Source organism: Rubrobacter marinus (assembly GCF_011492965.1).
Lineage (GTDB): Bacteria > Actinomycetota > Rubrobacteria > Rubrobacterales > Rubrobacteraceae > Rubrobacter_F > Rubrobacter_F marinus.
Genome location: NZ_CP045121.1, coordinates 1061660 through 1088598 on the forward strand (window position 1 = coordinate 1061660; position 26939 = coordinate 1088598).

At 70.1% G+C, this 26939-nt stretch carries 24 protein-coding genes, 1 tRNA gene and 3 pseudogenes; 16 read left to right on the plus strand and 12 right to left on the minus strand.

What is annotated here, in order from left to right:
* Window position 1 precedes the first annotated feature (1 nt).
* On the minus strand, window positions 2-574 hold the full coding sequence (locus GBA65_RS05430; RefSeq protein ID WP_166395710.1) for an HD domain-containing protein: 573 nt from the start codon (window positions 572-574) through the stop codon (window positions 2-4).
* Window positions 575-585: 11 nt separating this feature from the next.
* Entirely contained in the window at window positions 586-1419 is an 834-nt protein-coding gene (locus tag GBA65_RS05435) for a DUF429 domain-containing protein (RefSeq protein WP_166395711.1), read from the minus strand.
* A gap of 44 nt (window positions 1420-1463) precedes the next feature.
* Here GBA65_RS05435 and GBA65_RS05440 point away from each other — a divergent pair, with 44 nt between their 5' ends.
* Window positions 1464-1865, plus strand: coding sequence for an Imm50 family immunity protein (locus GBA65_RS05440; protein WP_166395712.1), 402 nt, complete (start codon window positions 1464-1466; stop codon window positions 1863-1865).
* Window positions 1866-1956: 91 nt separating this feature from the next.
* Here GBA65_RS05440 and GBA65_RS05445 read toward each other — a convergent pair whose 3' ends face one another.
* Both GBA65_RS05445 and GBA65_RS05450 read right to left on the minus strand, forming a co-directional pair.
* On the minus strand, window positions 1957-3048 hold the full coding sequence (locus GBA65_RS05445) for a DUF4268 domain-containing protein (protein ID WP_166395713.1): 1092 nt from the start codon (window positions 3046-3048) through the stop codon (window positions 1957-1959).
* Window positions 3049-3219: 171 nt separating this feature from the next.
* Window positions 3220-3803, minus strand: a pseudogene (locus GBA65_RS05450) (hypothetical protein).
* A 303-nt stretch (window positions 3804-4106) separates the two neighbouring features.
* Between GBA65_RS05450 and GBA65_RS05455 the strand changes: the two are divergent.
* A complete protein-coding gene (locus tag GBA65_RS05455; protein WP_166395714.1) occupies window positions 4107-5234 on the plus strand; it encodes an NDMA-dependent alcohol dehydrogenase in 1128 nt (375 codons plus the stop codon).
* Window positions 5235-5244: 10 nt separating this feature from the next.
* Window positions 5245-5697: pseudogene (locus GBA65_RS24005) on the plus strand (AAA family ATPase); the annotation flags it as partial.
* Between the two features lie 77 nt (window positions 5698-5774).
* Here GBA65_RS24005 and GBA65_RS24010 read toward each other — a convergent pair.
* Window positions 5775-6224: a hypothetical protein gene (locus GBA65_RS24010; RefSeq protein ID WP_228281695.1), complete on the minus strand. Its 450-nt coding sequence runs from the start codon at window positions 6222-6224 to the stop codon at window positions 5775-5777.
* A 53-nt stretch (window positions 6225-6277) separates the two neighbouring features.
* Between GBA65_RS24010 and GBA65_RS24015 the strand changes: the two genes are divergently transcribed.
* A complete protein-coding gene (locus tag GBA65_RS24015) occupies window positions 6278-7201 on the plus strand; it encodes a vWA domain-containing protein (protein WP_228281699.1) in 924 nt (307 codons plus the stop codon).
* A gap of 243 nt (window positions 7202-7444) precedes the next feature.
* Here the strand turns inward: GBA65_RS24015 and GBA65_RS05465 are convergent, their stop codons facing one another.
* The 3 genes from GBA65_RS05465 to GBA65_RS05475 all read right to left on the minus strand — a co-directional run bounded on the left by GBA65_RS05465 (window position 7445) and on the right by GBA65_RS05475 (window position 10892).
* Window positions 7445-8518 (minus strand): class I SAM-dependent methyltransferase, encoded by a 1074-nt coding sequence (locus GBA65_RS05465; RefSeq protein ID WP_166395715.1) that lies wholly within the window; start codon window positions 8516-8518, stop codon window positions 7445-7447.
* A gap of 255 nt (window positions 8519-8773) precedes the next feature.
* Entirely contained in the window at window positions 8774-9100 is a 327-nt protein-coding gene (locus tag GBA65_RS05470) for a YdhR family protein (RefSeq protein ID WP_228281896.1), read from the minus strand.
* 46 nt (window positions 9101-9146) lie between these two features.
* Window positions 9147-10892 carry an FAD-dependent oxidoreductase gene (locus GBA65_RS05475; protein ID WP_207956175.1) on the minus strand — a complete coding sequence of 582 codons (1746 nt, stop codon included), beginning with the start codon at window positions 10890-10892 and terminating at the stop codon, window positions 9147-9149.
* Between the two features lie 627 nt (window positions 10893-11519).
* Between GBA65_RS05475 and GBA65_RS24020 the strand changes: the two genes are divergently transcribed.
* Window positions 11520-12173, plus strand: a complete 654-nt coding sequence (locus tag GBA65_RS24020) for a response regulator (RefSeq protein WP_166395718.1) — start codon at window positions 11520-11522, stop codon at window positions 12171-12173.
* An 80-nt stretch (window positions 12174-12253) separates the two neighbouring features.
* Entirely contained in the window at window positions 12254-15316 is a 3063-nt protein-coding gene (locus GBA65_RS22830; RefSeq protein WP_407691067.1) for a PAS domain S-box protein, read from the plus strand.
* A gap of 3 nt (window positions 15317-15319) precedes the next feature.
* On the opposite strand, the gene GBA65_RS05510 is transcribed toward GBA65_RS22830, so the two are convergent.
* On the minus strand, window positions 15320-15952 hold the full coding sequence (locus GBA65_RS05510; protein WP_207956177.1) for a methyltransferase domain-containing protein: 633 nt from the start codon (window positions 15950-15952) through the stop codon (window positions 15320-15322).
* Between the two features lie 329 nt (window positions 15953-16281).
* Between GBA65_RS05510 and GBA65_RS05515 the strand changes: the two genes are divergently transcribed.
* The 3 genes from GBA65_RS05515 (at window position 16282) to GBA65_RS05525 (ending at window position 19981) form a co-directional block, all read left to right on the plus strand.
* Window positions 16282-19044, plus strand: a complete 2763-nt coding sequence (locus tag GBA65_RS05515) for a PAS domain S-box protein (protein WP_166395720.1) — start codon at window positions 16282-16284, stop codon at window positions 19042-19044.
* 16 nt (window positions 19045-19060) lie between these two features.
* Entirely contained in the window at window positions 19061-19447 is a 387-nt protein-coding gene (locus tag GBA65_RS05520; RefSeq protein WP_166395721.1) for a response regulator, read from the plus strand.
* Window positions 19448-19531: 84 nt separating this feature from the next.
* Window positions 19532-19981, plus strand: coding sequence for an NUDIX hydrolase (locus GBA65_RS05525; RefSeq protein WP_166395722.1), 450 nt, complete (start codon window positions 19532-19534; stop codon window positions 19979-19981).
* A 58-nt stretch (window positions 19982-20039) separates the two neighbouring features.
* On the opposite strand, the gene GBA65_RS05530 is transcribed toward GBA65_RS05525, so the two are convergent.
* On the minus strand, window positions 20040-20204 hold the full coding sequence (locus GBA65_RS05530) for a hypothetical protein (RefSeq protein ID WP_166394799.1): 165 nt from the start codon (window positions 20202-20204) through the stop codon (window positions 20040-20042).
* A 53-nt stretch (window positions 20205-20257) separates the two neighbouring features.
* Window positions 20258-20641, minus strand: a complete 384-nt coding sequence (locus GBA65_RS05535; RefSeq protein WP_166395723.1) for a hypothetical protein — start codon at window positions 20639-20641, stop codon at window positions 20258-20260.
* Between the two features lie 71 nt (window positions 20642-20712).
* Between GBA65_RS05535 and GBA65_RS05540 the strand changes: the two genes are divergently transcribed.
* From GBA65_RS05540 to tilS (GBA65_RS26155), 3 genes and pseudogenes are all read left to right on the plus strand, one after another.
* Window positions 20713-20786, plus strand: a tRNA-Met gene (locus tag GBA65_RS05540).
* Between the two features lie 421 nt (window positions 20787-21207).
* Entirely contained in the window at window positions 21208-22077 is an 870-nt protein-coding gene (locus tag GBA65_RS05545; RefSeq protein WP_166395724.1) for a hypothetical protein, read from the plus strand.
* A 195-nt stretch (window positions 22078-22272) separates the two neighbouring features.
* Window positions 22273-22711: pseudogene (gene tilS, locus GBA65_RS26155) on the plus strand (tRNA lysidine(34) synthetase TilS); the annotation flags it as partial.
* Here tilS (GBA65_RS26155) and GBA65_RS24025 read toward each other — a convergent pair.
* On the minus strand, window positions 22646-22945 hold the full coding sequence (locus tag GBA65_RS24025) for a hypothetical protein (RefSeq protein ID WP_228281701.1): 300 nt from the start codon (window positions 22943-22945) through the stop codon (window positions 22646-22648). The pseudogene tilS (GBA65_RS26155) and the gene GBA65_RS24025 overlap by 66 nt on opposite strands.
* Window positions 22946-23159: 214 nt before the next feature.
* Here GBA65_RS24025 and tilS (GBA65_RS24030) point away from each other — a divergent pair, with 214 nt between their 5' ends.
* The 4 genes from tilS (GBA65_RS24030) (at window position 23160) to folP (ending at window position 26937) form a co-directional block, all read left to right on the plus strand.
* Complete coding sequence (tilS, locus tag GBA65_RS24030; RefSeq protein ID WP_228281703.1) at window positions 23160-23546, plus strand: tRNA lysidine(34) synthetase TilS; 387 nt, start codon at window positions 23160-23162, stop codon at window positions 23544-23546.
* Between the two features lie 5 nt (window positions 23547-23551).
* Window positions 23552-24094: a hypoxanthine phosphoribosyltransferase gene (gene hpt, locus GBA65_RS05560; protein ID WP_166398362.1), complete on the plus strand. Its 543-nt coding sequence runs from the start codon at window positions 23552-23554 to the stop codon at window positions 24092-24094.
* Between the two features lie 104 nt (window positions 24095-24198).
* Window positions 24199-26082: an ATP-dependent zinc metalloprotease FtsH gene (gene ftsH, locus GBA65_RS05565; RefSeq protein ID WP_166395727.1), complete on the plus strand. Its 1884-nt coding sequence runs from the start codon at window positions 24199-24201 to the stop codon at window positions 26080-26082.
* The gene (gene folP / locus GBA65_RS05570) at window positions 26083-26937 is read left to right on the plus strand and encodes a dihydropteroate synthase (protein ID WP_228281705.1); all 855 of its coding nucleotides are present in this window, start codon (window positions 26083-26085) and stop codon (window positions 26935-26937) included. It abuts the gene before it with no gap.
* The last annotated feature ends 2 nt before the right edge of the window (window positions 26938-26939 follow it).

Sequence of the window (26939 nt, forward strand, 5' to 3'; positions counted from 1 at the left end):
CCTACTCTCGTCTCGCCAGGGCTTCGATCTCGCCGACCACGCGGTCGAGCTCCGCGACGAGCGGGCCGTCCCCGGCTTCTGTGTAAGCGTCCACGAGCGCCCGGTAGTACCACAGCGTCCCCTCCTTGCCGCCGGTGAAGCGGTCCCAGAGCCCGTCGCCCACGGCCCGCAGGTCGGCGAGGATGGAGCGGGCGTTGTGCAGCTTGTCCGCCGCCGAGACGAGCCGTACCGGGCGGGGGGCTCCGGCGACGTGCGCGACGTAGGCCTCCTTGCGCGGGCGCCAGGGGGGCTTGGGGTCCTCGTAGGTGTCCGTGCAGCCCTCGACTATCCCGGCGACGGCGTCGCCGTAGCGCTGCCGGATGTCCTCCAGGCGGTCCGTGCCGCCGGCGTCCTCGGGGGCGTCGTGGAGGAGCGCCGCGATTACCTCGTCCTCCGTCCCGCCGTTCTCCCCGACGATGGAGGCCACGGCAAGGAGGTGCGTGACGTAGGGGACGCCGGAGCCCTTGCGCTCCTGAAAGCGGTGCAGCTGCGCCGCGTAGAGCAGCGCGCTCTCGAACCTCTCCCCGTAGGGCAAGCCGGCCTCCCCTAGTCCCCGGCTAGTAATTCGGGGTCCAGGATCCAACCCTCGTCCCGGTCGCACTCCTCGGGGACGCCCCACCCCTCGTCCCTCTTCGTGTACGCCCACGCCGCCTGCACCGCGCACAGCAGCGAGTCGAGCTCGTCGGCCATGGGGTCCGCGACGAGGCGGGAGCGCCACGCCTCGCCGACCCCGACGGTGAACCCGTACGCCTCTTCGAGTACCCCGGAGCCGAGCCCGGCGACGAGCTTCTCGCGCGCCTCCCGGTGCTCGTCCGTCTGCTTGCTCCGCTCGTCGCTCTTGTAGCCCTCCCTCCCCAGAAACCGGCGGGCGACCACGGCGGGGTACGCCTCGACCGCCACCCGCCCGTCCGGAACGGGGCGGCACGGCTCGACGCTCACGCCGGAGCGAAGCAGCAGCGGCGCGCCGCGGTAGAACATCTTTCCGACCGGCACCCGGAAGAGCCTCATCGCGCTCGTCGAGCGGGAGCGGCGGTCCGCGAGCCTGTAGCGGAACTTGGAGCCCGGCGGCCTCAGCGCCATGTCGCTCTTGATGGCGTCTTCGAACTCGTCCTTGGACGTGCGGGAGACCTTGCCGACGTAGCCCTCCCAGGACGGCGGCCAGCCGAGCGCCTCGACCAGCCCGCGCGGCTGGCCGAAGGGGAAGTCCATCCCGCACACCCAGGGGCCGTCGCTCGCCAGAAAGGCCTCGAGCTCCTCGAAGCTCGTCAGCGTCTCGGAGCCCTCCGCCCGCATGACGCGCCCCTGAAGGGCGCAGGACACCAGGATCAGGGGCTTCCTCCGGCTCGGGGTGCTCGTGAAATCCAGGCCGTAGATCCTCACCCCGGCTATTCTACAGGCGTACGGAGACCGCCGGATGGGGGACGATGGAGATAAAGAACGCGCAGGCCCTGACCGGACCCTTCGGGCGCTGGCCATCCTTCCACGACGCCGAGGTCGTCTCCGTGCTCCTCGACCGCCGGGGCGACGAGGGCCCGACGCTCACCGCCGAGATACTAGTCTTCGGGACGGGTCAGACCGACGAGCGGGGTTCCCGCGCAAAGGGAACCGAGGTGCTGGCGACGCTACGGTTCTCCTCCGTCGAGCTCCACGACCTCGTCGAGTTCAATCGCCAGAACGTGCTGTTCTCCCTGGAGCTCTCCGAGCTCGAGCCCAAGGGGGGCGGGCGCAGGTATCGGGTGGACATGAACCCGTCGTACGGCTGCGGCGCCTCGTTCGAGTGCCGCGCCGTCGAGGTGGTCTCGGTCGATCCTCCGGATGAGCCTTGATCGGGCCTCGCGCGGCGGAGGGGGCGGGACCCATGTTGCGGGTCCCGCCCCCTCCGCTCTTCCGGGCGCCGGAGGTTAGCTTGTGGATGCGCTACAACTGGAGCCGGGAGACGTGGGGCCTCATGGCCTTCTCCAGCCGGATCATGGCGTCTATCATCTGATCCTGGAGCTCGGGCCAGGCCTCGTCGTCCGCGTAGCCGGCGTCGTGGATGGGGTAGCGGACGCGGCGCGCGCTGGAGTCCGCCGCCCGCTGCCAGTCGAGGGGGGCTCCGAAGTTGTAGGAGATGGCGTCCTCGGTCGCCTGGAGGGCGTTGAAGACGAGATCGTTCTCGCTCCGCCGTTCCTCGCCCCGGTGGATGAAGAGCTCGACGCCCGCGTCGTGCTCCCCGACGAAGTAGTTGTAGCTGAGCCCCGCGACCCCGGCGCCCGCCCCGACGGACCTCTCCCGCGTCGGCTCGACCTCCGCGTGGAGCCTGGTGCGCTCGGTGGCCTTCTCCAGAAGCTCGGTCCAAAACTGGTAGAGGACGAGGCCCGTCGTGTCGCGCGCCACGGGAGGAGCTTGCGTCGCGACGCCGCCGGCCGCGGACGCCTCCTCGGCCTCCGCGGCCGAGACGGCCGGAGGGGCTTCGCCGAACGCCACGTCCGTCGCGTGGCCGCCGGCCGGCGTCGCGACGGGGGCGTCCGGCTCACCCACGAGCGGCGTCGGGGCGGACGGAGCGCCGGGCGTGCCTACGGGCACGGCCTCCGGTGCCGGGCCCGAGATCAGGGTCATCATCGGGGCGGGGGGCGAGTCGTCGATCCTGAACGCCTCGACCTTGAGGAGGTAGAGGGCGGCGCGGGACATCTCGTTCATCCAGGAGACGGCCGCGAGGTGCTCGGGTCTGGCGTCGGACACGATCCAGACGCCCGTCGTGGCCCGGACGGAGGCGAGGGAGGTCAGAAGCTTGCCGAGGCCCACGTCGCCGCTCTCGCCCGGCTCGTTCTCTATGACCACCGCGCCCCCCGAGGGGTCGCGCGCCACGATCCCCGCCGGGGAGGCCGTCCCCTCGTCCTGCACCCCGGAGAGCGAGATCCCCGCCGCGTCGTTCAGGACGTCGAGGTTCTCCTGGAGCCAGGCGGTGAAGTTCGACCCACCCGACCCGTACATCTCACCAACCGGTACCTTTTTCAGCCTGCCGATCACGCACGCCCTCCCTTCGCCCGACTGTCAAGACCCGAATGCTCCGCGACGGCCCGCGCGTCCGGGTCCTTCTCGGAGCACCCCGGAACGGCCGGCCCCGCCGGCCCTCCTCTACGTCTTGCCCCCCGGGAGGGCTTTTGGTCACCCGCCCCGACTTTCGCCGGCGCGGTGCCCCTAGTCCTCGATCTTGCCGTCCAGCCAGCCGACCAGGGTCTTGCGGTCCTTGTTCTCCTTCTCGTAGGCTCTGGCCCCTTGAGCTCGTCCTCCGAGAGGCCTTCGAGCTTCTCCTTGGCCTCGTCCACGCTCATGTCGTCGTAACCGCCGACGGGGGCGCCACCCCGCGCCCCTTTGCGGGCCTTCTTGGCTGCCTTCGTGTTGCCGACGTGCTGCTTGCCCTGCTTCGAGCCTTCGCGCTTCCTGCGCTCGGTCTCTTCCTTCTCCTCTTCGCTCATCTCCTCCCAGGCCTTCTTCGGGAGGTAGCGCTTGGTCTCCCCGTCCTCCCCGCGGGCGTTCGCCTCGCCCTCCTTCGTCTGCCACTCCTCCTCGGTCCACTCCTCGAGGTGCTTCTGCGACTCGTCCTTCTCGCCCTTGTAGCCGCCGCCCTGCTTCTCGTACTCCCGCGCCAGGAGCTGCGACTTGCGGGCGCTCCACTGGCCAGGCTTGCCGCCCTTGTCGGACTCCTTGATCTCCTCCTTCAGCTTCTCCCTGAGCTCCGGATCGGTGTACTTCTCCTCGTAGTCCTTCTTGTTCTTCGACACGGGTGGATCTCCTCTCTCGAGCGTCGGTGCTCGCGCCGACGACGGCGCAGGACGCGCATGCCGTCGAAGGGCGTCCCCCGTCTCCTCGTCCGGCACGACCGCTCCAAGCCGTCGCTTCGAGCATTATCCTCGCGACGGTACAGGGGGGAGACCGGCGTCGCTGTCGTAGCTTATACAGGCGACGTGCTCCCCCCGAAACCGCGCGGAAGGGACCGCAGACGCCGTCCGAACGCGCATGCGTGCGGTTTTCGCCCATGCTACGATGGTTGCGTTTCGGGCGATCCTGGGGAGAAGGAGGAGAGCGTGAAGAGTCGGGCGGCGGTGCTTTACGGGGAGGGCCAGGAGTTCAAGCTGGAGGAGATCGAGGTAGACGACCCGAAGGAGAACGAGGTCCTCATACACCTGGCGGCCACGGGGCTGTGCCACTCGGACTACCACATGGTGACGGGTGAGTACGGGCCGCTGCACTTCCCGATGATCGGCGGTCACGAGGGCGCGGGCGTGGTGGAGAAGGTAGGGCCGGGCGTAACGAAGGTCAAGCCCGGAGACCACGCGCTCCTGACCTTTATCCCGTCTTGCGGACACTGCCGCTTCTGCTCCATGGGCCTGGGGTTCCTCTGCGACCGGGGGGCGAACATCATCCTCGGCCCCCAGCTCGACGGCACCTTCCGCATGCACACGGAGGGCGGCGACGACGCCGGACAGTTCTGCCTCATCTCGACCTTCAGCGAGTGGACGGTGGTTCCCGAGGCCTCGATCGTGCCCATCGGCGAGGACCTGCCGATGGACAAGGTGTGCATCGTCGGTTGTTGCGTGCCGACCGGCTTCGGCTCGGCGGTCAACAAGGCCGACGTGCAGCCCGGCGAGACCGTCGTCGTGTACGGCATCGGGGGCGTCGGGATCAACGCCATCCAGGGGGCGGCCGTGAAGGGGGCGGCGAGGGTCATCGCCGTGGACCCGGTGGACTTCAAGCTGGAGATGGCCGAGGAGCTGGGCGCCACCCACACCGTCAACCCCAACCAGGAAGACGCGGCGGAGAAGGCGATCGAGCTGACCAACGGCGTCGGCGCGGACAAGGCCATAATCACCATCGACAACGTGCTGCCGGAGCACATCGGACAGGCGTTCAAGGCCATTCGCAAGGGCGGTCGCGTCGTCGTCACCGGCATCGCGAACTACAAGCACCAGCACATAGACGTCTCGCCCTTCGAGCTGACGCTCTTCGCCAAGGAAGTGGTGGGCAGCATGTACGGGGACTCGCCCGTGTACGCCGACCTCGCGCGGTACCTCGAGCTCTACCGGGCCGGCATCCTGAAGGTCGACGAGCTGACCACCAAGACCTACTCGCACGACCAGATCAACGAGGGCTACAAGGACATGCTCGACGGCAAGAACATCCGCGGCGTCATCGTCTACGACTGGGCGAGGTAGCGAACCCGCCTTGGACCTGCGCCGCGTCCACGAAGGGATCCGGGCGCAGGTAGTCGGCCGCGAGGAGGAGGCCCAACTCCTCCTCGCGGCCCTCGCAGCGGGCCGCGACCTCCTCCTGGAAGGGCCGCCCGGCACCAGCAAATCCACCATCCTGCGCGCCGTCGCCTCCCTGAACGGCACCACTTTGCGCCTCGTCGAGGGGAACGCCGACCTCACGCCCGCGAAGCTCGTCGGACACCACAGCCCCTCGCGCGTCCTGAAGGAGGACTACAACCCCGACAACTTCGTCCACGGACCGCTCCCGCTCGCGATGCGGGACGGCGGCTTGCTCTACATCGAGGAGCTCAACCGCGTCCCCGAGGACACCCTGAACGCCCTCTTGAGCGCGATGGCCGAGCGCGAGCTCGCCATCCCGCGCGCCGGGACCGTGCGGGCGGAGCCGGGCTTCCGCGTGGTCGCGGCGATGAACCCCTTCGACAACATCGGCACGGCCCGCCTCGGCGGGGCGATCACCGACAGGTTGTGCCGGGTGCGCATGGGCTACCAGCCCGAGGGCGAGGAGCGGGACATCGTCTCCCGCCGCACGGGGAGCGCCGACGCCTGGCTCGTCCGGCTGGCCGTGCGCGCCGCGCGCCTCACCCGCGAGCACCCGGACCTGCGCATGGGCGCCTCCGTGCGCGCCGCCATCGACTTCGTGCTGATAGCGGAGCAGCTGGCGATGCTGCGCGGCGTCACGCCCTCCCTCGCGCCCGGGGACGAGGACGCGCGCCGCGCCCTCGTGGCGGCGGCGCAGACCGCCTTCTCCATCAAGATCTCCGTGCGCGAGGCCTCGCGGCGTGCCGCAGACGAGATCGTCGAGGAGGTCGTGGACGCCGCCCTCGCCGAGCTAGCCCCCCGCCGGACGGCCCAGATGACCCGCGACCCGACCCGGACGACGGTCAGAGCGAAGCCCCGGATGGAACCGGTGACGGTGGCCGCCGGCCTCGACAAAGCACGGGCGGGGCCGGCGCGGCGCCCGCGTCACGCGGGCGAGCGCCGCGCGGGTGTACGCCGGCGAGGAGGCTTACGGCGCGACGAAGCGGCGCTCGGTGGGGGGGAGGATGTACGCGTCCTTCGCCAGGGACCGCCCGGAGCTGGCCGAGCGGCTGCGCAGGAAAGGAGACCCGGCCGCGCTGGAGGAGGCGCTCGCGGGCGAGGACGGCGACCCGCTGGAGATCCTGGGCGAGATGGCCGACCTCTACGACCGGGCGGACCTGCGCGCCCTCGCGCGGCGCCTGGCGCGCGAGCTCGTCGTTCGCGCGGCGCGGCGCAACGTCGCCGGCCGCGGCGGGCGGGGCCGCCTCGCGAGCGTGCCCTACGCCGGTCAGGGGGCGGAGCTGGACCTGGACCGCTCGCTGGAGCGCGTCCTCGCCACGCCTCACCCGTCCGACGAGGACCTGCACGTGCTCGACCGCAGGCACCACCGGCGTGCCTACGCCCTCGTCCTCGACGCCTCGGGCTCGATGAAGGGCCCGGCGATCTTCCGCGCCTCCCTCGCGCTTGCGACCTTCGCCGCGCGCGTGGCGCCGGACCCCTTCGCCGTCGTCGCGTTCTGGCGCGAGGCCGCCGTCCTCAAGGGGCTCCACGAGGACGTCCCCCTGGACGCGCTCCTCGACCGCGTGCTCTCGCTCCCCGGCCGCGGCCTCACCGACGTCGGGCTCGGCCTCAGGGTCGGCCTCGAAGAGCTCGAGGGCGCCGACACGCAGGAGCGGACCGGCCTCCTGTTCAGCGACGGCCTGCAAACGGCGGGGGAGCCGGCGGAGCCCATAGCCGCGGCCTTCCCGACCCTGCACGTCGTGGCGACCGGCCGGAGCGAAGAATCCCTCGCCCGCTGCCGCCGGCTCGCCGACCTCGGCGGCGGGCGCTGCGCCCGCATAACGGCGGCGGGAGACATCCCCGCCGCCGTAAACTCCTGTCTCGCGGCGTAGGGCTGGACGGGGGCACGAGGCCGGAAGGTAGCCCGGTCCGAGCGGCTTCGCCCCTCGCGTTCGAGGCCGAGCGTGTAGGGGGGGCGCTTCGCGGGGCTCGTACCGTGCGACGACCGGGGACCTGCCCGGCTCTTCGTACTTCGGGGCGGCGCTAGGCGGCACGGGCCTTCGAGCGGGCTGTGCTTCGTCTCGTGCGAGCGTGAGGGGCGGCCGTCCGACGGCCGCCCCTCGCGCTCCGGTAGGCTAGTTTTTGGTGGAGACGTAGTAGCTGTTCTGGACGTCGTGGGGGAGGTGTTTGACCTCGATGTTGGCGAACCCCGCTTCCCGAAGCATCTCCTGGGCCTTCTCCTCGCCCCACATGGTGCCCAGGCCGTCGCCGTCCTGCGCGAGCGAGACCGTCATGCAGTGCATGGTGGAGACGGTGTAGAGGAACGGGCCGAGGGGGTGGTCCAGGTTGTTGTGGACGTGGCTGGAGCCCGCTATGTCCTGCATGAGGTAGACGCCCTCCGGCTCGAGCGCGTTCGCTATGCCCTCGAGCACGGCGGCGGGCTTCGCCTGGTCGTGTATCGCATCGAAGGTGGTGATGAGGTCGTAGCGCGCGGTCTCGCCGAGCTTCGAGGCGTCCCTGACCTCGAAGCGGACGTTGGAAGAGCCGTCCCTTTCGGCCTCTTCCCGTGCCCGGGCTATCCCCTCCTCGGAGAGGTCGTAGCCGGTGAAGAAGCTGTTGGGGAAGGCGCGGGCCATGAGGTTCAGCGCGCGCCCGCTGCCGCAGCCCACGTCCAGGACCTCGATGCCCCTTTCGAGACGCGCGGTCAAGCCGGGGACGAGCGGCAGGATGTGGTCGATCAGGGCCGGCAGGACCGTCTGGCCGCTATCCTCGGCCATCACCTCCTGAAAGCGCGGGAAGTCGGCGTACGGCACGCCGCCGCCCTCGCGGAAGCACCCGACGATCCGGTCTTCGACCGATCCCAGAAGCGGGATGTACTGCATGAAGGCGGCGACGTTGTCCGGGGCGGCGTCCCTCGTCAGCGAGGCGGCGTGCTCGGGGGGGAGGCGGTAGGTGTCGCTCTCGGGATCGTGCTCGACGACCCCGCCGACGACCATAGCGCCCAGCCACTCGCGGACGTAGCGCTCGTCGAGGCCGGATGCCCCGGCGATCCCCTCGCTGGTGGCGGGCGGCATGTCCGCCATCGCGTCGAAGAGCCCGGTCCTGTGGCCGATGCTCGTCATCAGCGCGATCGCCCCGTCGTTCAGCACCCCGACCATCCGCTCGGCGAAGGCCTCCGCGGCTGCCGCATCCAAGTTCCTCGTAGTCATGATCCTCCTTTGCTCGATTCCTTCGTGGGAGAGCCGCTGGCGGTTCGGCCTCCGAGGCTACGCCGCCGGACGGCGCCCCTCGCCGCCCTTCCGGCGTACCTTCCGCGTCGCCTGCGCCGTGGCCGTCGCGGACCGGACAGGAGGTCCGCTCCTGACCCTCCGCAGGTACTCCTCGCCCTGCCGGCGCCACGTCTCCCGGTCTCTCGGGTGGTGCGCCATCGGTCGACTCCTCCGTTCGTTGCGACTCTCCTCCGCCTACGCCCTCCCGACGGCCGGGGTGGGGGTTCCGGACAGCCCCCGCGTGACGCGCGTCGGCCCTTCCAGGACGGCGAAGTCCCTGACGGTGAGGTCGCCGAAGTGCGGGTTCGCCAGCATGCCCTTGTAGATGTCCGTCTCCCTGTAGTCCTCCATGGCCTGCCGGTCGCGCCAGGCGTAGACGCCCCCGTAGGTGTTCGTCTCCGCGTCGGCGAGCCAGGTCTTCGAGACGAGGCCGGGGAGCCCGGCGAACGCCGGGGCGATGGCCTCGCACTGGTTCCGGTACTCCTCCTCGCTTACATCCTCGAGGCGGAAGTTGACGATCATGACGTGCACGGCTTGCTCCTCTCCGGTGGGGCGTTGCGCTCTCTCTTCACGCGGTCGCGCTCATCGCTCCTTCATCGCTCGCCCCCTTCCCCTCGGCGGCCGGCTGTTCCGACCTCGGCTCCCGGGACCGCTCGCGCCGGACGGACCCCAGGTACTCGTGGACCATCTGGACGGCGATGGAGCCCTCCCCGACGGCCGAGGCGACGCGTTTCACGGAGCCGTGCCTCACATCCCCGACGGCGAACACGCCCTGCATGCTCGTCTCCATGAGGAGGGGAGGGCGCTCCACGTGCCATCCCCGGCGGGGCAGTCCGTAGCGCGAGAAGTCCGCGCCGGTGATCAGGTATCCGCCCTCGTCGCGTTCGATCCCCTCGGGCAACCAGGCCGTGTGCGGCTCCGCGCCGATGAGCACGAACAGCCCGGCCGCCGGAACGGTCTCGTTGCGCCCCGAGCGCGAGTCCTCGAGGACGAGGCGTTCGAGGCGCGCCCTGCCGCCGCCACCGGCCACCCGGGTCTCCAGGCGGACCTCGACGTTCTCGGACGCCCCGATCTCCCGGATGAGGTACTCGGACATGCTCGTCTCCAGCGAGGCCCCGCGGGCCAGTATCGTCACGCGCGAGGCGTACTTGGAGAGGTGCATCGCGGCCTGCCCGGCGGAGTTGCCGGCGCCCACGACGTACACCTCCCGCCCCTCCATGGCCTGCGCCTCGGAAACCGCCGCGCCGTAGAACACGCCCGCGCCGCGCAGGGCTTCGAGGCTCGGGATGCCCAGGCGGCGGTAGGACGCCCCGGTCGCGACGACGACCGCGCGTGCCGTGACCTCTTGCCCGCAGGAGAGGCTCACCACCACCTCGTCTCCGGCGCGGCGCAGGCCCGTGACGCGGCGCATGAACAGGAACGTCCCGCCGAACAGCCAGGCCTGCTCCGCGGCGCGGCGGGCCAACTCCGCCCCGCCGATCCCCGAGGGGAAGCCGGGGTAGTTCCGGATCAGGGAGCTCGTACCCGCCTGGCCCCCGATGGCCTCGCCCTCCACGATCAGGGTGTCGAGGCCCTCGGAGGCGCCGTTGGCCGCGGCGGCCAGCCCCGCCGGCCCCGCCCCGATGACGACGAGGTCGAACCTCGACTTCTCGAGCGTGGGGTTCACCCCGCAGGCGTCGGCGATCTCGGAGTTGGAGGGGTCGACGAGCACCTGCCCGTCGAACAGCACCAGCACGGGGAGCCGGTCCGGACCGTGGCCGACCTCGGCGAGCAGCTCCCGCCCTTCGGGGGAATCCGCGTGGTGGAAGGTGTGCAGCACCCCGTTGCGCCCGAGCAGGTCCCGCAGCTCGTGCGAGCGCGGCGACCACTGCTCGCCGACGATCCGGATCTCCTCGAACTTCGGCATGCGGTCCTTCGCCCAGTCGTAGAGAAACTCGGCCACGGTCCTGTGGAACCGCTCGTCGGTCTCCCCCCAGGGCTTGTTCACGTAGTAGTCGATGTGCCCGAGGGACATCGAGCGCAGGATGGAGCCCGCCGCCGCCCTGTCGCCCCAGGCGACGAGCAGCGCCCGTTTGGCGGTCGGGTGGACCCGCCCGACGCGCGCCAGAAGCTCCGTCCCGCTTATCCCCGGCATCCCGCGCTCGGCGAGCACGAGCGCCACGTCGTCTCCGTTCGCCTCGAACCGCCGCAACCTTACAATGGCCTCCCTCCCGGACCCCGCGCAGGCCACGCGGTAGTCGCCGCCATAGCGCTTGCGCAGCTCGCGCCGGAGGTGGCGCAGGGACTCCCGGTCGCCGTCCACGACGAGCACCACGGGCTTCCGCGGACGCGAGCTACCCGGAACTTTACCGGTGAACGGCCCGCTCCCGTTCGGGAGAACCCGGCGCTTGCGCGACCCGGCTCGGGCGTTCCGAGGGGGCGTAAGGTTGTTCGACCGGATCGGGTGTCTCATCCCTGGCTCCTTCCAACCTCCGTTCGATGTGAGTATTGGCCGCGCGAGGGGGACCCGGCATCGGGCGGAGGGACCGTCGCCGCAATGGACCTTCGGAGGCCGTACGGTCCGGGACCAAAGTCCAACGTGGCCGAGGTAGGGACGCTCGTGCGACCGTGGCCCTCGTATTCGTCCCGCCGACCCGTCCCGGCGGACGGGGGCGTGCATCGCCGTTTCAGCCGCCTCGTGCGGGACCTCCGGCTCCCTTCGCGGTCCCCGGTAACGCGGTTCGGCCCTGGCGCGGACGTCCGAACGGTCCCCGTCGAACCGGCGCCTCGCTCGTCTCCTCGCCTCGCGTTCCTGCTCCTTCGCGATCGTGAGATCCGTGGTTGGGGGCGCGAGCATCGGACGAAGGAACGATCGTTGCTATGGGCCTCGGGAGGGGACATAATCTAGGTCAAGCGTCCAGGGGTGGGCCGAAGGTTTAGAGCGTATGAGCGGGAAGAATCCATGAGCATCAGGGTCTTGATCGCCGACGATCACGGCGTGGTGCGCCAGGGGCTCGTCATGTACCTCGGGCTGGACCCGGAGATCGAGGTGGTCGGGGAGGCCGCGAACGGCGAGGAGGCGTTGCGGGCGGCCCGCGAGCTCTCGCCCGACGTGGTGCTCATGGACCTCCTCATGCCCGTGATGGACGGCATCTCCGCCACCGAGGCCATCAAGGCCGGGATGCCGGAGGTGGAGGTCGTGGCGCTCACGAGCGTCCTGGACGACGGCGCGGTCACGGGGGCGATACGGGCCGGAGCCATCGGGTACCTCCTCAAGAAGACGGACGCGCGCGAGCTGTGCCGCGCGATCAGGGGTGCTGCGGCCGGTCAGGTGCAGCTAGCCCCGGAGGCCGCGGCGAAGCTGATGCGCGAGATGCGCGTCCCCGAGAAGCCGGAGGCCCTCACCGCGCGCGAGACGGAGGTGCTCAAGCTCGTCGCCCGGGGCATGGCGAACAAGCAGATCGCGCGCGAGCTCTTCGTCGAGGAGAAGACGGTCAAGGCCCACGTCTCCGGCATCTTGAGGAAGCTCGGCGTCAACGGCCGCACCCAGGCCGCCCTCCACGCCGTCCGCAGCGGCCTCGTGGGCCTGAACGAGCTGAACGAGGAACCCTGGTAGCCCTTCCGAAACGCCGGGTTCCGCGGACGCCGCTGCGCGTCCTGCTGGTCGAGGACTCCGAAGACGACGCCCTGCTCCTCCTGCGGGAGCTCAGGCGCGGCGGCTACCAGCCCGAGCACGAGATCGTGGAGACCCCGGAAGGCATGCGGGCGGCGCTCGCCGAACGGAGCTGGGACGTGATCCTCTCGGACTACCGGATGCCGCGCTTCGGGGCTCCGGAGGCGTTGGGCCTGGCGCGCGAGGCCGGTTCCGAGGCGCCGTTCGTCGTCGTCTCCGGCAAGATCGGGGAGGACGTGGCGGTCGAGGCGATAAGGGCCGGGGCCTACGACTACGTCATGAAGGACGGCCTGGCCCGGCTGTGCGCGACGGTGGCGCACGGGCTGGAAGAGACGAAGGCCCGGCGAGAGCTCAGGCGGCGCGACGCCATCCTCGACGCGGTGCGCTTCGCGGCCGATCAGTTCCTCGGCGAGGCGGTGGGATGGGAGGAGAGCGTCAGGACGGTCCTCCGGCGCCTCGGGGAGGCCACGGGGGCGAGCCGCGCCTACATCTTCGAGAACCACGTCAGCGAGGACGGGGAGATCTGGGGAACCCAGCGTTACGAGTGGGTGGCGGAGGGCATCCCGGCGCAGACGGACAGCCCGCTCATGCAGGCCATACCGTACCGCGCCGCCGGGTACGGCCGGTGGGTGGAGATGCTGAGCCGCGGGGAGCCCGTACACGGGCGCACCGGATCGTTTCCATCGGGGGAGCAGGTCGAGCTCAGGGCGCAGGGCATCCTCTCCATCCTGATCGTGCCCATCTTCGTGGAGGGGCGCTGGTGGGGCCAGATCGGCTTCGACGCCTGCCGCGAGGAGCGCGAGTGGTCGGCGGCCGAGGTCGGCGCGCTCGGGGCCGCGGCGGGGACGCTGGGCGCGGCCATCAGGCGCAGAAGGATCGAGACGCGCCTCACGCAGAGCGAGGGGCGCTACCGCGCCGTGATCGAGCAGGCCACCGACGGCATCTACCTCCTGGACGCCGGGACCCGTCGCTTCGTGGAGACGAACCCTTCCTTCCGGAAGATGTTCGGCTACACGGTCGAGGAGGTCGGCGCGATGGACATCTACGCGCTGGTCGCCCACGACCCGGACGACGTCGACGCGACCATAGAGCGGACCCTCGAGCAGAGGCGGCGCGTCGTAGGGGAGCGCCGGTACCGGCGCAGGGACGGCTCCCTCCTGGACGTGGAGGTCGGGGTCAGCGTGATCTCCCTCGACGGCAGGGACGTGATCTGCACCATCGTCCGCGACGTGACGGAGCGCAAGCGGGCGGAGGAGCGGCTGCGGGCCTCCGAGGCGGAGCTGCGCGCGCTCTTCGAGGCGATGACCGACGTCATCTTCGTCATCGACGGGGAGGGCCGCCACCTCGAGGTCGCCCCGACGAACCCCTCGCTCCTGTACAGATCCTCCTCCGAGATCGTCGGCAAGACGCTGCACGAGATTTTCCCGAAGGAGCAGGCCGACGAGTTTCTCGGGCACGTCCGGCGCGTGCTCGAGACGCGCCGGAGCGTGGATTTCGAGTACGCCCTGACGATGGACCACGGCCGGACGTGGTTCGAGGGCACCGTCTCGCCGATGCTCGAGGAGTCGGTGATCTGGGTCGCCCGCGACGTGACCCGGCGCAAGAGGGACGAGGAGGCGCTCCGGGAGAGCGAGCGCCTCCACCGCGCCGTGCTCGAACAGGCCTCGGAGAACATCTTCCTCGTCGACGTCGAGACCAGGCGCATCGTGGACTCCAACCGCGCCTTCCGGGAGACCCTCGGCTACACGGAGGAGGGGCTCCACCGCCTGACGCTCTACGACGTCGTCGCCGCCGACCGCGAGAGCGTGGACGCCAACATCCGGCGCATCCTGGAGCGGGGGAGCCCCTCCGTGGGCGAGCGGAGGTACGTCCGCAAGGACGGCTCGCTGCTGGAGGTGGAGGTGAGCGGGAGCGTGATCCTGCGCGACGGCAAACGGACGCTCGTCGCCGTCGCCCACGACATAACCGAGCGGGCGCGGGCGCAGCGGCTCCTCGAGGAGCGCGTCTCCACCCTCTCGGGCATCGCCGCGAACCTGACGCTGGACCTGCCGGTGGAGAACACCCTGGACGTGCTGGCGAAGAGCGTCGTCGGGGCGAGCACCGCCGTCGCCTGCGCGGTGGCCCTGCTCGACGAGGGGACGGGCACGCTGCGCATGGAGGCCTCGTGGCGGGCCGGCGTCGAGTCGCCCACCATGCGAGCCGTCCGCACGGGCGAGCCCGTGATCGTCCGCGGCGTCCGCCGGTCCGTCCTCGAAGACGAGCGTTACGCCGCCGCGCACGGCCTGGTCCGGGAGTCGCCCTGGGACATCGTCTACATCGTGCCGCTCGTCTCCCGGGGCCGGACGCTCGGCGCGATCGACTTCGGCTACCTCCCCGGCCACGAGCCGGGCGAGGAAGAGAAGGTCTTTCTCGGGGCCGCCGCCGACCAGGCCGCGGTGGCGGTCGAGAACGCCCGTCTCTTCTCCGAGGCCCGCGGCAAGGCGGCCCTGGAAGAGCGCCAGAAGCTCGCCCGCGAGCTCCACGACTCCGTCTCCCAGGCCCTCTACGGCATCGCCCTCGGCGTGCAAACGGCCCGGGAGCTGCTCGAGAGCGACCCGAGGAGCGCGGCGGCGCCGCTCGACTACGCCGTCGCCCTGGCCGAGGCGGGCATGACCGAGATGCGGGCCCTGATCTTCGAGCTCAGGCCGGAGTCGCTGGAGAACGAGGGGCTCGTAGCCGCGCTGGAGAAGCAGGCCGCCGCCGTCGAGGCGCGCCACGGGCTACGCGTCGATACCGCGCTGGACGGCGAGCCGGAAGCCCCCCTGGAGACGAGGGAGGCCCTCTACCGCATCGCCCAGGAGGCCCTCCACAACGTCGTCAAGCACGCCCGCGCCAGCCGGGTACGCCTCACGCTGGAGCACGCATGCGGCTGGATCGCGCTGGAGGTAAGCGACGACGGCTCGGGCTTCGACCCCGACGGCCCCTTCCCGGGGCACCTCGGTTTGAGGTCGATGCGCGAGCGCGCGTGGCGCCTGGGCGGCACGCTGGATCTCCAGAGCGGGCCGGGGCGCGGTACCCGCGTGGTCGCGCGCGTACCCTCCGGCTGATCCCTACGCCGCGGGTCCCGTGCTCTCGCCGATCACGGCGTAGAGCGGGTCGGAGAACAACCTCCGCGGGCTCCGGTCGAGGCTGCGAACGTCGGCGAAGTTGCCGGCCTCTCGCAGGTAGCCCTCGACCAGCCGCATGTGGCCCTGGTCGTCCAGTTGGTGCCAGATGGCCACGGCCTTGTCGGGAAAGCAACGGTTCGAGAACGTGATCACTATCGGAGCGCCGACCTTCAGGACCCGTCCCGCTTCGCGCAGCACGGTCACCGGATCGGTCAGGTAATCCACCGAGACGCAGATACCCATGCCGTCGAACTCCCCGTCACCGAACGGAAGCTTCGGGTTCTCGTTGAGGTTCTGCACCACGTACTCGTCGAGCCTGGGGTTGTTCTGGAGCTCAACCTCGTTCATGCCCAGGCCGGCGACGCGACGATAGGCGACCTCCGGCGGCAGGTGCGAGACCCAGCTGCTCATGAGGTCCAGGATCGCCCCGCCCGCCGGGAAGTGCTCCCGGTAGAGCTGCGTGACGGCGGCGATGGCGCGATCGTCTATGTGGGTGACGAGCCTGGGGGTCTTGTAGAACTGCTCGTCCGGGGTCTCGTCGTAGCGCCTGAACGCTCCTGCGGGGAAATGCGACACCGTTGTCCTCTCCGGCCGTGGCACTGTTTCCGAGATCTTACCCGCAAGAGCACCACGTTCTGTGATGCCGCGCTCACCGCCAAGCGGGGCCGAAAGCCGGAGATCGACCGGGGGCCGTCGTGCTCTCCGGCGTCCCGGACCGTCGCTGGCCATCTCCCTGCCTGCCGTAGAAAACCGTGCGCTCCCCGAGCGGGAGCTGCCCGATGGCTCGGCACGAAGGACACCCCCGGAAGGGAGCATGGCGTAAACTGGGGACGTTGTCGGGTCCGTCCCGGAGCGACGAGCCCGCAACCCTGTGCGAGTCGCGATTCGAGGGAGCCGTGGTGGGCGTGAGGCGCAGCAGGAGGAGCGAAGAGCCGTTTCGCGAGAGCGAGGAGCGCTTCCGGCTCCTGGTGGAGGCCGCCACCGACTACGCGATCTTCATGCTCGACCTCGACGGGCGCGTCGCCTCCTGGGACGAGGGGGCCCGGCGCCTCTTCGGCTATACGGACGAAGAGATCCTCGGCGAGCCGGGCTCGGCTCTCTTCACGCCCGAGGACGTTCGGAGCGGTGTTCCCGAACGGCAGCTCGAGAAGGCGGCGGAAGAAGGCAGGGCCGAGGACGAACGCTGGTACCTGCGCAAGGACGGGTCGCGCGTATGGGCCAGCGGGTTCGTCAGGCCCATACGCGACGAATCCGGGGACCTGCGCGGGTTCGCCAAGGTCGCCCGCGACATCACCCATCGCAAGGAGACCGAGGATAAGCTGCGCGAGAGCGAAGAGCGCTTCCGCGCGACCTTCGAGCAGGCCGCCGTCGGCGTCGCGCACGTCTCCACCGACGGACGGCTGCTGAGGGTCAACCACAAGCTCTGCGAGATCTTCGGCTACGCCTGGGAGGAGATGCTGAGGCTCGGCATGGAGGACCTCGCGGCCCCGGAGGACCAGGAAGCCGACCTCCAGCAAGCCCGCCGGGTGCTGGCCGGCGAGATCGAGTCGTACTCGTTGGAGAAGCGCTACCTCCGCAAGGACGGCGCCGTGATCTGGGCCAACCTCGCGGTCTCGCTGGTGCGCGATCCCTCGGGAGGCCCGCAGTACTTTATCGGGGCCGTCGAAGACATCACCGAGCGCAAGCGCATCGAGGAGGCCCAGCGCTTCCTGGCCGAGGCTGGCGACGTGCTTTCCTCCTCGCTGGACTACCGGGAGACCCTCTCCAGCGTGGCGCGCCTTGCGGTGTCTTCTCTTGCGGATTGGTGCACCGTGGACGTCCTCACGGAGGAGGGCTCGCTGGAGCGGCTGGCGGTGGAGCACCCGGATCCGGAGAAGGTCGAGCTGGCGTACAAGCTGCAGGAGCGCTACCCGCCGGAACCCGATGCCCCCCGAGGCGTGCGGCTGGTGCTGAGGACGGGCGAGCCGGACATGATGCCGGAGATACCCCAGCGCCTCATCGAGGAGGCTGCCCGCGACGAGGAGCACCGCGAGATCCTCAGAAAGCTGGGGCTCCGCTCCTACATCGTGGCGCCGCTCGTGGCGCGAGGCCGTACCCTGGGAGCCATCTCGCTGGTTTCGGCGGAGTCGGGGAGGCGCTACGGGGAGGCGGACCTCCGGTTGGCACGAGAGCTCGCCCGCCGCGCGGCGATCGCGGTGGACAACGCCTGGCTCTACGAGCAGGCGCAGAGGGAGATCGCCGAGCGCGCGTGGGCTCAGGAGGAGCTGCGAGGGTCGAGGGAACAACTGGAGGTCATCCTCAAGGGCGTCGCGGACGGCATCATCGCCCAGGACGCCAGCGGGGGCATCTTCTACGCCAACGAGGCCGCAGCCAGGATGTCCGGCTACCCCTCGGTGAGGCCGTTCGTCGAAGCGCCCGCGGACGAAAGATTGGGCAAGTTCGAGCTTCTGGACGCGGAGGGTAGCCCTTTCCCCCTGGAGCGGTTGCCGGGACGCAGGGCCTTGCAAGGGGAGGAAGGGGCGGAGGAGGTCCTCCGCTTCCGCGCCGTAGAAACGGGCGAGGAGCGGTGGGCGTCGGTCAGCGCGACGCCGGTCTTCGACGCGGACGGCCGGGTCCACATGTCGGTCAGCATCATGCGCGACATAACGGAACGAAGGCGTGCCGAGCAGGAGCGAGCCCGCCTCGCCGCCATCGTCGAGTCCTCGGACGACGCCATAATCGGCAAGACCCTCGAGGGCACCATTACAAGCTGGAACGGGTCTGCGCAGAGAATATACGGCTACTCCGCGGAGGAGGCGGTGGGGCGGCCCATCACCATGCTCGTCCCCCCGGAGCTTCCGGACGAGATACCGGGCATCCTCGAGAAGATAAGGCGCGGGGAGAAGGTGGAGCACTTCGAGACGGTGCGCGTCGCCAGGGACGGCAGGAGGCTGGACATCTCGCTGAGCGTCTCCCCCATCAGAAACTCGGCCGGCGACGTCGTGGGGGCCTCGACCATCGCCCGGGACATCACGGAACGCAAGCGGACGGAGACCGCCCTGCGGGAGGTGAGGGAGACCGAGCGCCAGCGCATCGCCCGGGATCTCCACGACGGCGTCTTGCAAGACCTCTCCTACGCCGCGATAGCGCTGGAGGTCACCAAGCTCAACGCCCAAGGCACGGCCCTCGAAAGCGAGCTCCAGGAAGAGGTCGACACCCTGCGAAGCGCCTCCCAGGACCTGCGGGCCGCCGTCTACGACCTGCGCCTGGCCGACGAGCTGGACCAGCCCCTTCCCAGGTTGCTGGAGTCCCTTGTGGATCGGAATCGCGCGATGGCCCGGGACCAGGAGATAAGGGTGGAGGTGGAAGAAGGTTTCCCCGCGACGCCGCTCGGGGACGCAGCGGCGGAGCTGTCGCGCATAGTCCAGGAGGCGTTGACCAACGCCCGGCGCCACTCCGCTGCCCGCAACGTGCTCGTAACCCTGAAGGTCGAGGGAGAGGAGTTGATCGTCGAGGTGGCCGACGACGGGCGGGGTTTCGGGCCGGGAGCTTCGGTCGGGGTGGGATCGAGGAGCATGCGGGAGCGGGCCGCCTCGCTCGGCGGCGAGTTGAGAGTCCTCAGCGAACCGGGTAACGGCACGACGGTACAGCTTCGGACCCCGATGCCCGGCTCGTCATCGAGGAAGTAGAGCGGACGCCCGGGAGATGCCGGAAGGGCTCGCGAGGCCGGTCCGCGTCATGCTGGTCGAGGATCACGCCGCCTTCCATCGCGCCCTCGCCACGCTGGTGGACCGGGAGCCGGACCTCGCGGTGGTGGCTCAAGCCGGAGCCCCGGACGAAGCCCGCCGCCACGCCGCGTCGGTCGGGTTCGACGTGGCGGTGATGGACCTCGGGTTTCCCGACGGCGACGGCGAGGCCCTGATCGGGGAGCTGCGCCGGGCCGCCTCCGGTGCGGCGCTGCCGATCCTGAGCAACAGCCTCGACCCGACGAACCTGAAGAGGGCGACCGAGGCCGGCGCGGACGAGGTCCTGCCCAAGTTCGCCGCCCCCGGCGAGATCATCGGCACGATCAGACGCCTCGGTAGCGGCTGAGCACGGCACGCAGAAGGTGTCGGGGGACGGGACCCCGCGGCCCGTACTGGCGTATCTGATAACGCGCTGGTGTACCCTTGCTCGATGGAAGAGCATTCTGGCAGGCATTTCACGGTAGCGGTCTTTGTCGTGTGGGACGGGAAGGTGTTGTTGCACCTGCACCGCAAGCTCGGGATGTGGCTCCCACCGGGAGGACACATAGAAGAGAACGAGCTCCCCGACGACGCGGCCGTGCGGGAGGTTCTCGAGGAGACGGGCCTCGAGGTCGGTCTGGTGGGGGAGAAGCGCGACGACGTGGACGACCCCGTCCAGCTCCACCGCCCGGCGGGCGTCCAGCTGGAGAACATAGGTCCCGGGCACCAGCACATAGATCTGATCTACTTCGCCCGACCCGAAGGTGCCGTCGAGATCGAAGAGAGCTTCGGCGAGGACAAGGTCGGCTGGTACGGCCCCGAGGAATGGGACGGGATGGAGGTGAACGCCGAGGTCCGCGGCTGGTGCGAGATGGCCCTGGACGCCCTCGCGGCCGATTAGCCGTCGGCCGCTCCCCCACGCCGTTACGGCATAAGACGCGGCACCGCCCGGTCGTCCCCTACGGGTCGGAGCAGTCGCGCCGGTAGCCGCAGTTCGAGCAGATCAGCTTGCAGTGCAGCCCGAACATCTCGGAGCCGCAAACCTCGCACTCCTCGCGCACCGGCTCGCAGGCTTCGGGCTGCGTCTCCCGCATCACCCCATCGCGATCGTCTCTCTCCAGCATCGGACCAGTATACGGGCGTGGCGCGGAGAAGGCGTCGTGTGATGGGGAGGACGCTACCGGGAGCGGGACCTGCGATAGCTTCTCGAGATCTCGGCGATGGGTTTGGCGAGGGCGGACTTCATGCCGGCGGAGGTCAGCACCTTCTGGGCCTGGCGGAGCGAGGTACCGAGAGCACCCGTGAGGATACAGAGGGTCGCGAGGTTCTGCTGCAGCGCCGAGATCCGGACCGGCAACATCTCGGCGCGGGCGTTCAGAGCGGCGAGGCTCCCCTCAAGCTCCGAGGCCCGGCCCGCGAGCCTGACCACCTCGGCGCCGATCTCCGCCTCCAGAACGGCCCTCGCGCGGCGCAGCCGCAGCCAGGCGCGCAGCGCCGAGACCGCGGCGACGAGCGCGAGCAGGGCGCCCGCGACGATGATTATGGTAAGAAAAGTAGCCAAGATTTCCCGACCATACCACGTTGAACAAGCCCTTTACAAACCTCCCGTCCGTGCTATAAATAGCCCTGCGACGCGGGGTGGAGCAGTCAGGTAGCTCGTCGGGCTCATAACCCGAAGGTCACAGGTTCAAATCCTGTCCCCGCTACTACTCAGGGACCGGCCCACAAGGGCCGGTCCCTCTCTCGTAGCCCTGCCGCTTGCCTCCCCCTCGCGGCTTGTTCCGGCGGTTCTTGCGGAACATTTCCCCCTTCGCCTTCCAATGCCCGAAAACTCGCCTTGTAGTGGTCGCGGACCCCGGGGTCACTAGATGTGGGGCAGTCGTGCCCGGGGAGGGCCGGGGCGCTCGCTGCGGCCCGTTGATGCCCGTTTGGCCCTCCGGTATAAAGGCTCGGAGCAAGGATTACGGTTTGTCCGCGTGAGATGTCGTTCGCGGGCTCGTTCACGCGACGAACAGCGGGTTTCGAAGACCGTAGCAACAACAGGTAGGGGGATCGTAGATGCGCGAAGGTCGGGAGCTTGGGGAACCCCATGGGTCCGGTGGGCAGCGGCGGCGCGGGGTGTATCTCATGCGGCGCGCGGCAGCCGTCCTCGCGCTGCTGGTCCTTATGGTCCTGATCGCGCCGCAGGCCTACCAGGCCCTCGTCGGCCCGAACGCCCCCCCGCCCGAGTCGAGCGACGCGGGGAACTCCGGCACCGGGGAGCCAGCCGCAGAACCGGCTCCCCCGGCCACGGCCCCGGAGGAGACCGAGCCCGCGCCCGAGGAGGAGCCCGTCGAGAGGGAGACGGCCGCCAAGCCGCCGGCAGACGAGGAGCCCGCCCCGGCCGAGCCCGCGGCGGCCGAGGCAGCAGAGGTCGCCGTCCTCGCCGTCGAGGAGCAGTACGCTCCCGTCGACGCGCAGTACGCCGCGGTGGATCAGTACCCCGTCGAGGCCCAGTATGCGGTGGCGGACCAGTACCCCGTCGCGGATCAGTACGAGCCCGTGGCCCCCGAGCCCATAGCCCCGGAGCCCGTGGTCGCCGAGCCCGTCGTCCCCGCAGCGGCCGAGGCGCGGTACGTCGCCGAGGACGTGGCGGCGCTGCCGGCGCCCGTCGCCGCGCCGGTCCCCGTCGCGGCGATCCCCGAGACGGCCGCGCCCGTCGTGCCCGCCGTCCAGCCCGTCGTGCCCGAGCAGCCCGTCGCGCCGGTCGCGCCCGTCCCCGCCCCGGTCGTCGAAGAGGCCCCGGTTACGCAGGCGGCCCCCGCTACCGTAGCGAGCGAGCCCGCGCCCGTCGTGTCGGCCCCCGTCGCATCCGAGGCTCAGCCCGACGGTTGCGGTGCCAGCGCCCGCGCCTCCGCCGGCCGGGCCGTCGCCGACACCGGCTCGACCGGGAACGGTAGCCGAAGCGCCTCCTGCGGAGGCGGTACTTCCAGCGCCAGCGCTCGGTCCTCCGGCTAGAACCTCCGGGGGAGAGCCGCAGGTTGCCCCCGGAAGGTCGCCTCTAGGCGTCCTTCCGGGGCCCGAGCGTCCGGCGGTTCGTGCCTCTGTGAGGGGGCACGCCGTACAATAGTTTTCGTGGATGATCCCGATTTTCCTGCTCGTGTCGGCCGGACCGTCCGGCGGCACGGCATGGACCTGACGCGCCCCCTGGCGATGGTCTCCGGCGGGCCGGACTCCGTGGCGCTCCTGCGTGTGGTCTTCGAGCTCGGGGCGCGTCCCGTGGTGCTGCACGTGGACTACGGCCTGCGCGGCGAGGAGTCCCGGGCGGACGCGGATTTCGTCCGGGGATTGTGCGGGGAGTTGGGGCTCGCCTGCGAGGTGAGGAACTCGCGGGTCGGGGGCTCCAACCTCCAGGAGGAGGCTCGCAAAGCGCGGTACCGGCTCGCGGAGGACCTCGCGTCGGACCGGAGTTGCTCCGCGATCCTGACGGGCCATACGGCTGACGACGTTGCGGAGACGGTGCTGATGAACCTCGCGCGCGGGCGGGGACGCGGGGCTCTCCGGGATACCGCCGGTCCGGGGGCTGCTAGCGCGCCCTCTTATAGAAAGAAGGCGAGCGGAGGTGCTCCGTTACCTGGAGGACCTGGGGCAACCTTACCGGACGGACGCCACGAACCTCGCACCCAAGTACGCGCGCAACCGCGTTCGGCTGGAGGTCCTGCCGGTGCTGGAGGAGCTCTGCCCCGGCGCCGGGGGGAACGTCGCGCGCGCGGCCGGGCTCCTGCGCGAGGACCTGGAGGCGCTCGAGGGCCTGGCCGCCGGGGCGTTGCGCCGGCGCGGCGACGAGGTCCTCGTGCCGCAGGACGAGCTGCGCGAGATGCCGCACGCGCTCCGCCGGTACGCCGTAAGGGGGGCCTACGAGGCGCTGCTCCCGGGGTCCCGCCCCTGGGCTCCGCCGCCGTCGAGGGCGTCCTCGAACTCCTGGGCGCGGGGAGGGGACGCGGGAGCTTCACCTGCCGGGCGGCGTTACCGCCGTCGCGCGCTCGGGGGAGGGGCTGGCGCTCTACCGGCGGCGGGCGCCTTCTCCCGGCGGGGAGCACGTGTTGCTCCCGGGCGAGCAGGAGTTCGGGCCCTGGGCGTTCGGGGTGTCGGAGGGGGCGTTCGATGCGCGGGAGGCGGCCCGTCCCGAGGTCGCGTACCTCGATGCCTCGCTCGGGCCGTATCGGGTGCGGACGGTGCGCGAGGGGGATACTATTCGCCCGTTGGGCCTCGGGGGCACCAAGAAGGTCTACAAGGCCATGAAGGACCGCAAGGTGCCCAGGGACGTCAGGCTGCGCATGCCGGTGGTCGTGGATCGGCACGGAGAGGTGGCCTGGGTCCCTTTAGGGGAGCTCGACGAGGGGCACAAGGTGGTGGCGGCGGTCGTCGTAGGCGGAGGAAGAGAGCAGGCAGTCCGGCTGGAGGTGCTACGTAGCGCGTGGAGATGACGAGCATGATGGGGGACGTCGCGGAGATTCTCGTGCCTTCGGCGGAGATCCAGGAGAAGGTAAGGGAGATGGGGGAGCGCATCACCCGCGACTACGCGGGCGAGAGGCTCCTGCTCGTCGGCGTCCTGCGCGGGGCGGTCGTGGTGATGGGGGACCTCATGCGCAACATAGACCTGCCGTGCGAGATCGACTTCATGGACATAAGCTCCTACGGCTCCGGCACCTCCTCTAGCGGCGTGGTCCGCATCCTCAAGGATCTGGAAGAAGATATAAGCGGCCGTCACGTCCTCGTCGTCGAGGACATCATCGACACCGGCCTCACCCTCTCTTACCTCCTGCGCTCCCTCCGGGCCCGCAAGCCCGCCTCGTTGGAGATCTGCGCCCTGCTCTCCAAGCCGTCGCGCCGCAGGGTCGAGCTCGACGTGAAGTACCTCGGCTTCGAGGTGCCGGACGAGTTCGTCGTGGGCTACGGGCTCGACTACGCCGGGGCGTACCGCAACCTCCCCGACATCTGCGTGCTCAAGGAGGAGATCTTCGCCGGCTCGTAAGGTGGTGCGCCCGTGGCGCACGGCGGTGATCGCAAGGGCTTGCTTTGGCGGGAGGGGTAGTATAATCTCCGCGGTTTTCAAATCTCAGGAGAGGTAAAAAAGAGTTGGGCAGATTCTTAAGAAGTGGCGGGCTCTACTTTATTATCCTTGTCATCTTCGCCATAGTCCTGGTGCAGCTTATAAGCTCCGGCAGCCCGGACGCCACGGAGATGACCTCAGAGGAGTTCGAGCAGGCCGTGGCCGACCGCTCGTTCGTCCTCGACGACGAGCAGAACCCCCTCACCGTCAAGGACGAGGACCAGACCGTAACCGGCGTCCTGAACACGCCGGGCGAGAACGAAAAGTTCGAGTTCCCCTACGCCGAGGACTACGACATAGCGCAGACCCTCGGCGGCGCGAACATCGCGTACACGACCGACCCGCAGAACACCGGGTTCTGGCTCGGCCTGCTGGGCACCATCGGTCCCCTCCTCATCTTCCTCCTGCTCTTCCTGTTCCTCATGAGCTCCATGCAGGGCGGCGGCAACAGGGTGATGAGCTTCGGCAAGAGCCGCGCGAGGAGGATGACCAAGGACTCGCCGAAGGTCACCTTCGCCGACGTCGCGGGGGCGGACGAGGCGGTGCAGGAGCTCACGGAGATCAAGGAGTTCCTCGAGTCGCCGCAGAAGTTCCAGAAGCTCGGCGCGCGCATCCCGAAGGGCGCGCTGCTCGTCGGGCCTCCGGGTACCGGTAAGACGCTGCTCGCGCGGGCCGTGGCCGGCGAGGCCGGGGTGCCGTTCTTCAGCATCTCGGGTTCGGACTTTGTCGAGATGTTCGTCGGCGTCGGCGCGAGCCGCGTGCGCGACCTCTTCGAGCAGGCCAAGCAGAACAGCCCGTGCATCATCTTCATGGACGAGATCGACGCGGTCGGCAGGCAGCGCGGCGCGGGCCTCGGCGGCGGCCACGACGAGAGGGAGCAGACGCTCAACCAGCTTCTCGTCGAGATGGACGGCTTCGACGCGAAGGGCGGGATCATCATGATCGCCGCCACCAACCGCCCGGACATCCTCGACCCGGCGCTCCTCAGGCCGGGCCGCTTCGACCGCCAGATCGTGGTCGACAGGCCGGACCTCCCGGGTCGCGAGAGGATCCTGCGCGTCCACACCAGGGGCAAGCCCCTGGGCGACGACATCCAGGTCGAGACGCTCGCCCGTTCGACGCCCGGCTTCACCGGCGCCGACCTCGCGAACCTCGTGAACGAGGCCGCCCTGCTCGCGGCGCGCCACGACAAGGACCAGATCGACATGTCCGAGATGGAGGAGGCCATCGACCGGGTCATCGCCGGCCCCGAGAGGAAGACCCGCCTCATCTCCGAGAAGGAGAAGGAGATCACGGCCTACCACGAGGCCGGGCACGCCATCGTCGGGGCCCTGTTGCCCGAGGCCGACCCGGTCCACAAGATCACGATCATCCCGCGCGGCCAGGCCCTCGGCGTGACGATGAGCCTGCCGACGGAGGACCGGTTCATGATGAGCCGCGGCCAGCTTATGGCGCAGCTCGCGATGATGCTCGGCGGGCGGGCGGCCGAGAGGGTGACGTTCGACGAGATCACCACCGGCGCCTCCAACGACCTCGAGCGGGTGACGTCGACGGCCAGGCAGATGGTGACGAAGTACGGGATGAGCGAGAAGCTCGGCCCGATGGCGCTCGGCCACAACAACGGCCAGGTCTTTCTCGGGCGCGAGATGTCGTCGCAGCCCGACTACTCCGACGAGATCGCCTTCCAGATCGACAAGGAGATCCGCAGGATCGTGGACGAGTCCTACGACACGGCCGAGGACCTGCTCGTGCGCAACCGGCGCCTCCTCGAGAAGCTCAGTCGTGACCTGATCGAGTACGAGACGGTCGACGCCAAGCACCTCAAGCGCCTCGTCGACGAGTTCGCCGTCGACCGGGTGACGACCGAGAAGTTCGACCGCGACTACAACAGCTCCTACCAGCAGGACTAGTTGCGGATACGTACCGATAGCGTCCACAACGGGACCGGGCACTCTCCTCTGGGGCCCGGTCCCGTTCTCTTCGGCATCCTCAACGTCACCCCGGACTCCTTCTCCGACGGCGGCGAGTTCTTCGGCGCCGGCCCCGCCGTCTCCCACGCCGAGGGGCTGCTCGACGAGGGCGCGCACGTCGTCGACGTCGGCGGCGAGTCGACGCGTCCGGGATCGGACCCCGTGAGCCCCGAGGAGGAGGTGCGCCGGGTCGTCCCCGTCGTGCGCGGCATCCTGGAGGCGCGGCCCGGCACCAGGGTCTCCGTGGACACCTACCGCGCCTCGACCGCCGAGGCCGCCCTCGACGCCGGCGCCGCCATCGTCAACGACGTCACCGCGCTCGGGGGGGACCCGCGCATGGCGGGCGTCGTCGCCGAGAGGGGCTGCCCGGTCGTCCTCATGCACATGCTCGGCGAGCCCAAGACCATGCAGGAGAACCCGCGCTACGACGACGTCGTGCGGGAGGTCCGCGACTACCTGGCCGGCAGGGCGGAGCGCGCGATCTCGGCGGGCGTCGACCCCGGAGACGTCGTCCTCGACCCCGGCATAGGCTTCGGGAAGAAGCTGGAGCACAACCTCCAGCTTCTTCGACGCCTCGACGAGATCGTGGAGCTCGGGTTCCCCGTGCTCGTGGGGACCTCGCGCAAGGGCTTTCTCGGCAGGATCCTGGGCTCCGACGACCCGAAGGCCCGCGTCTTCGGCACGGTCGCGACGAGCGTCACCTCCTACGACCGGGGCGCCACGGCCTTCCGCGTCCACGACGTCCGGGCGAACCGGGAGGCGCTGGAGGTAGCGGCGGCGGTCAGGGGAGCCTAGAC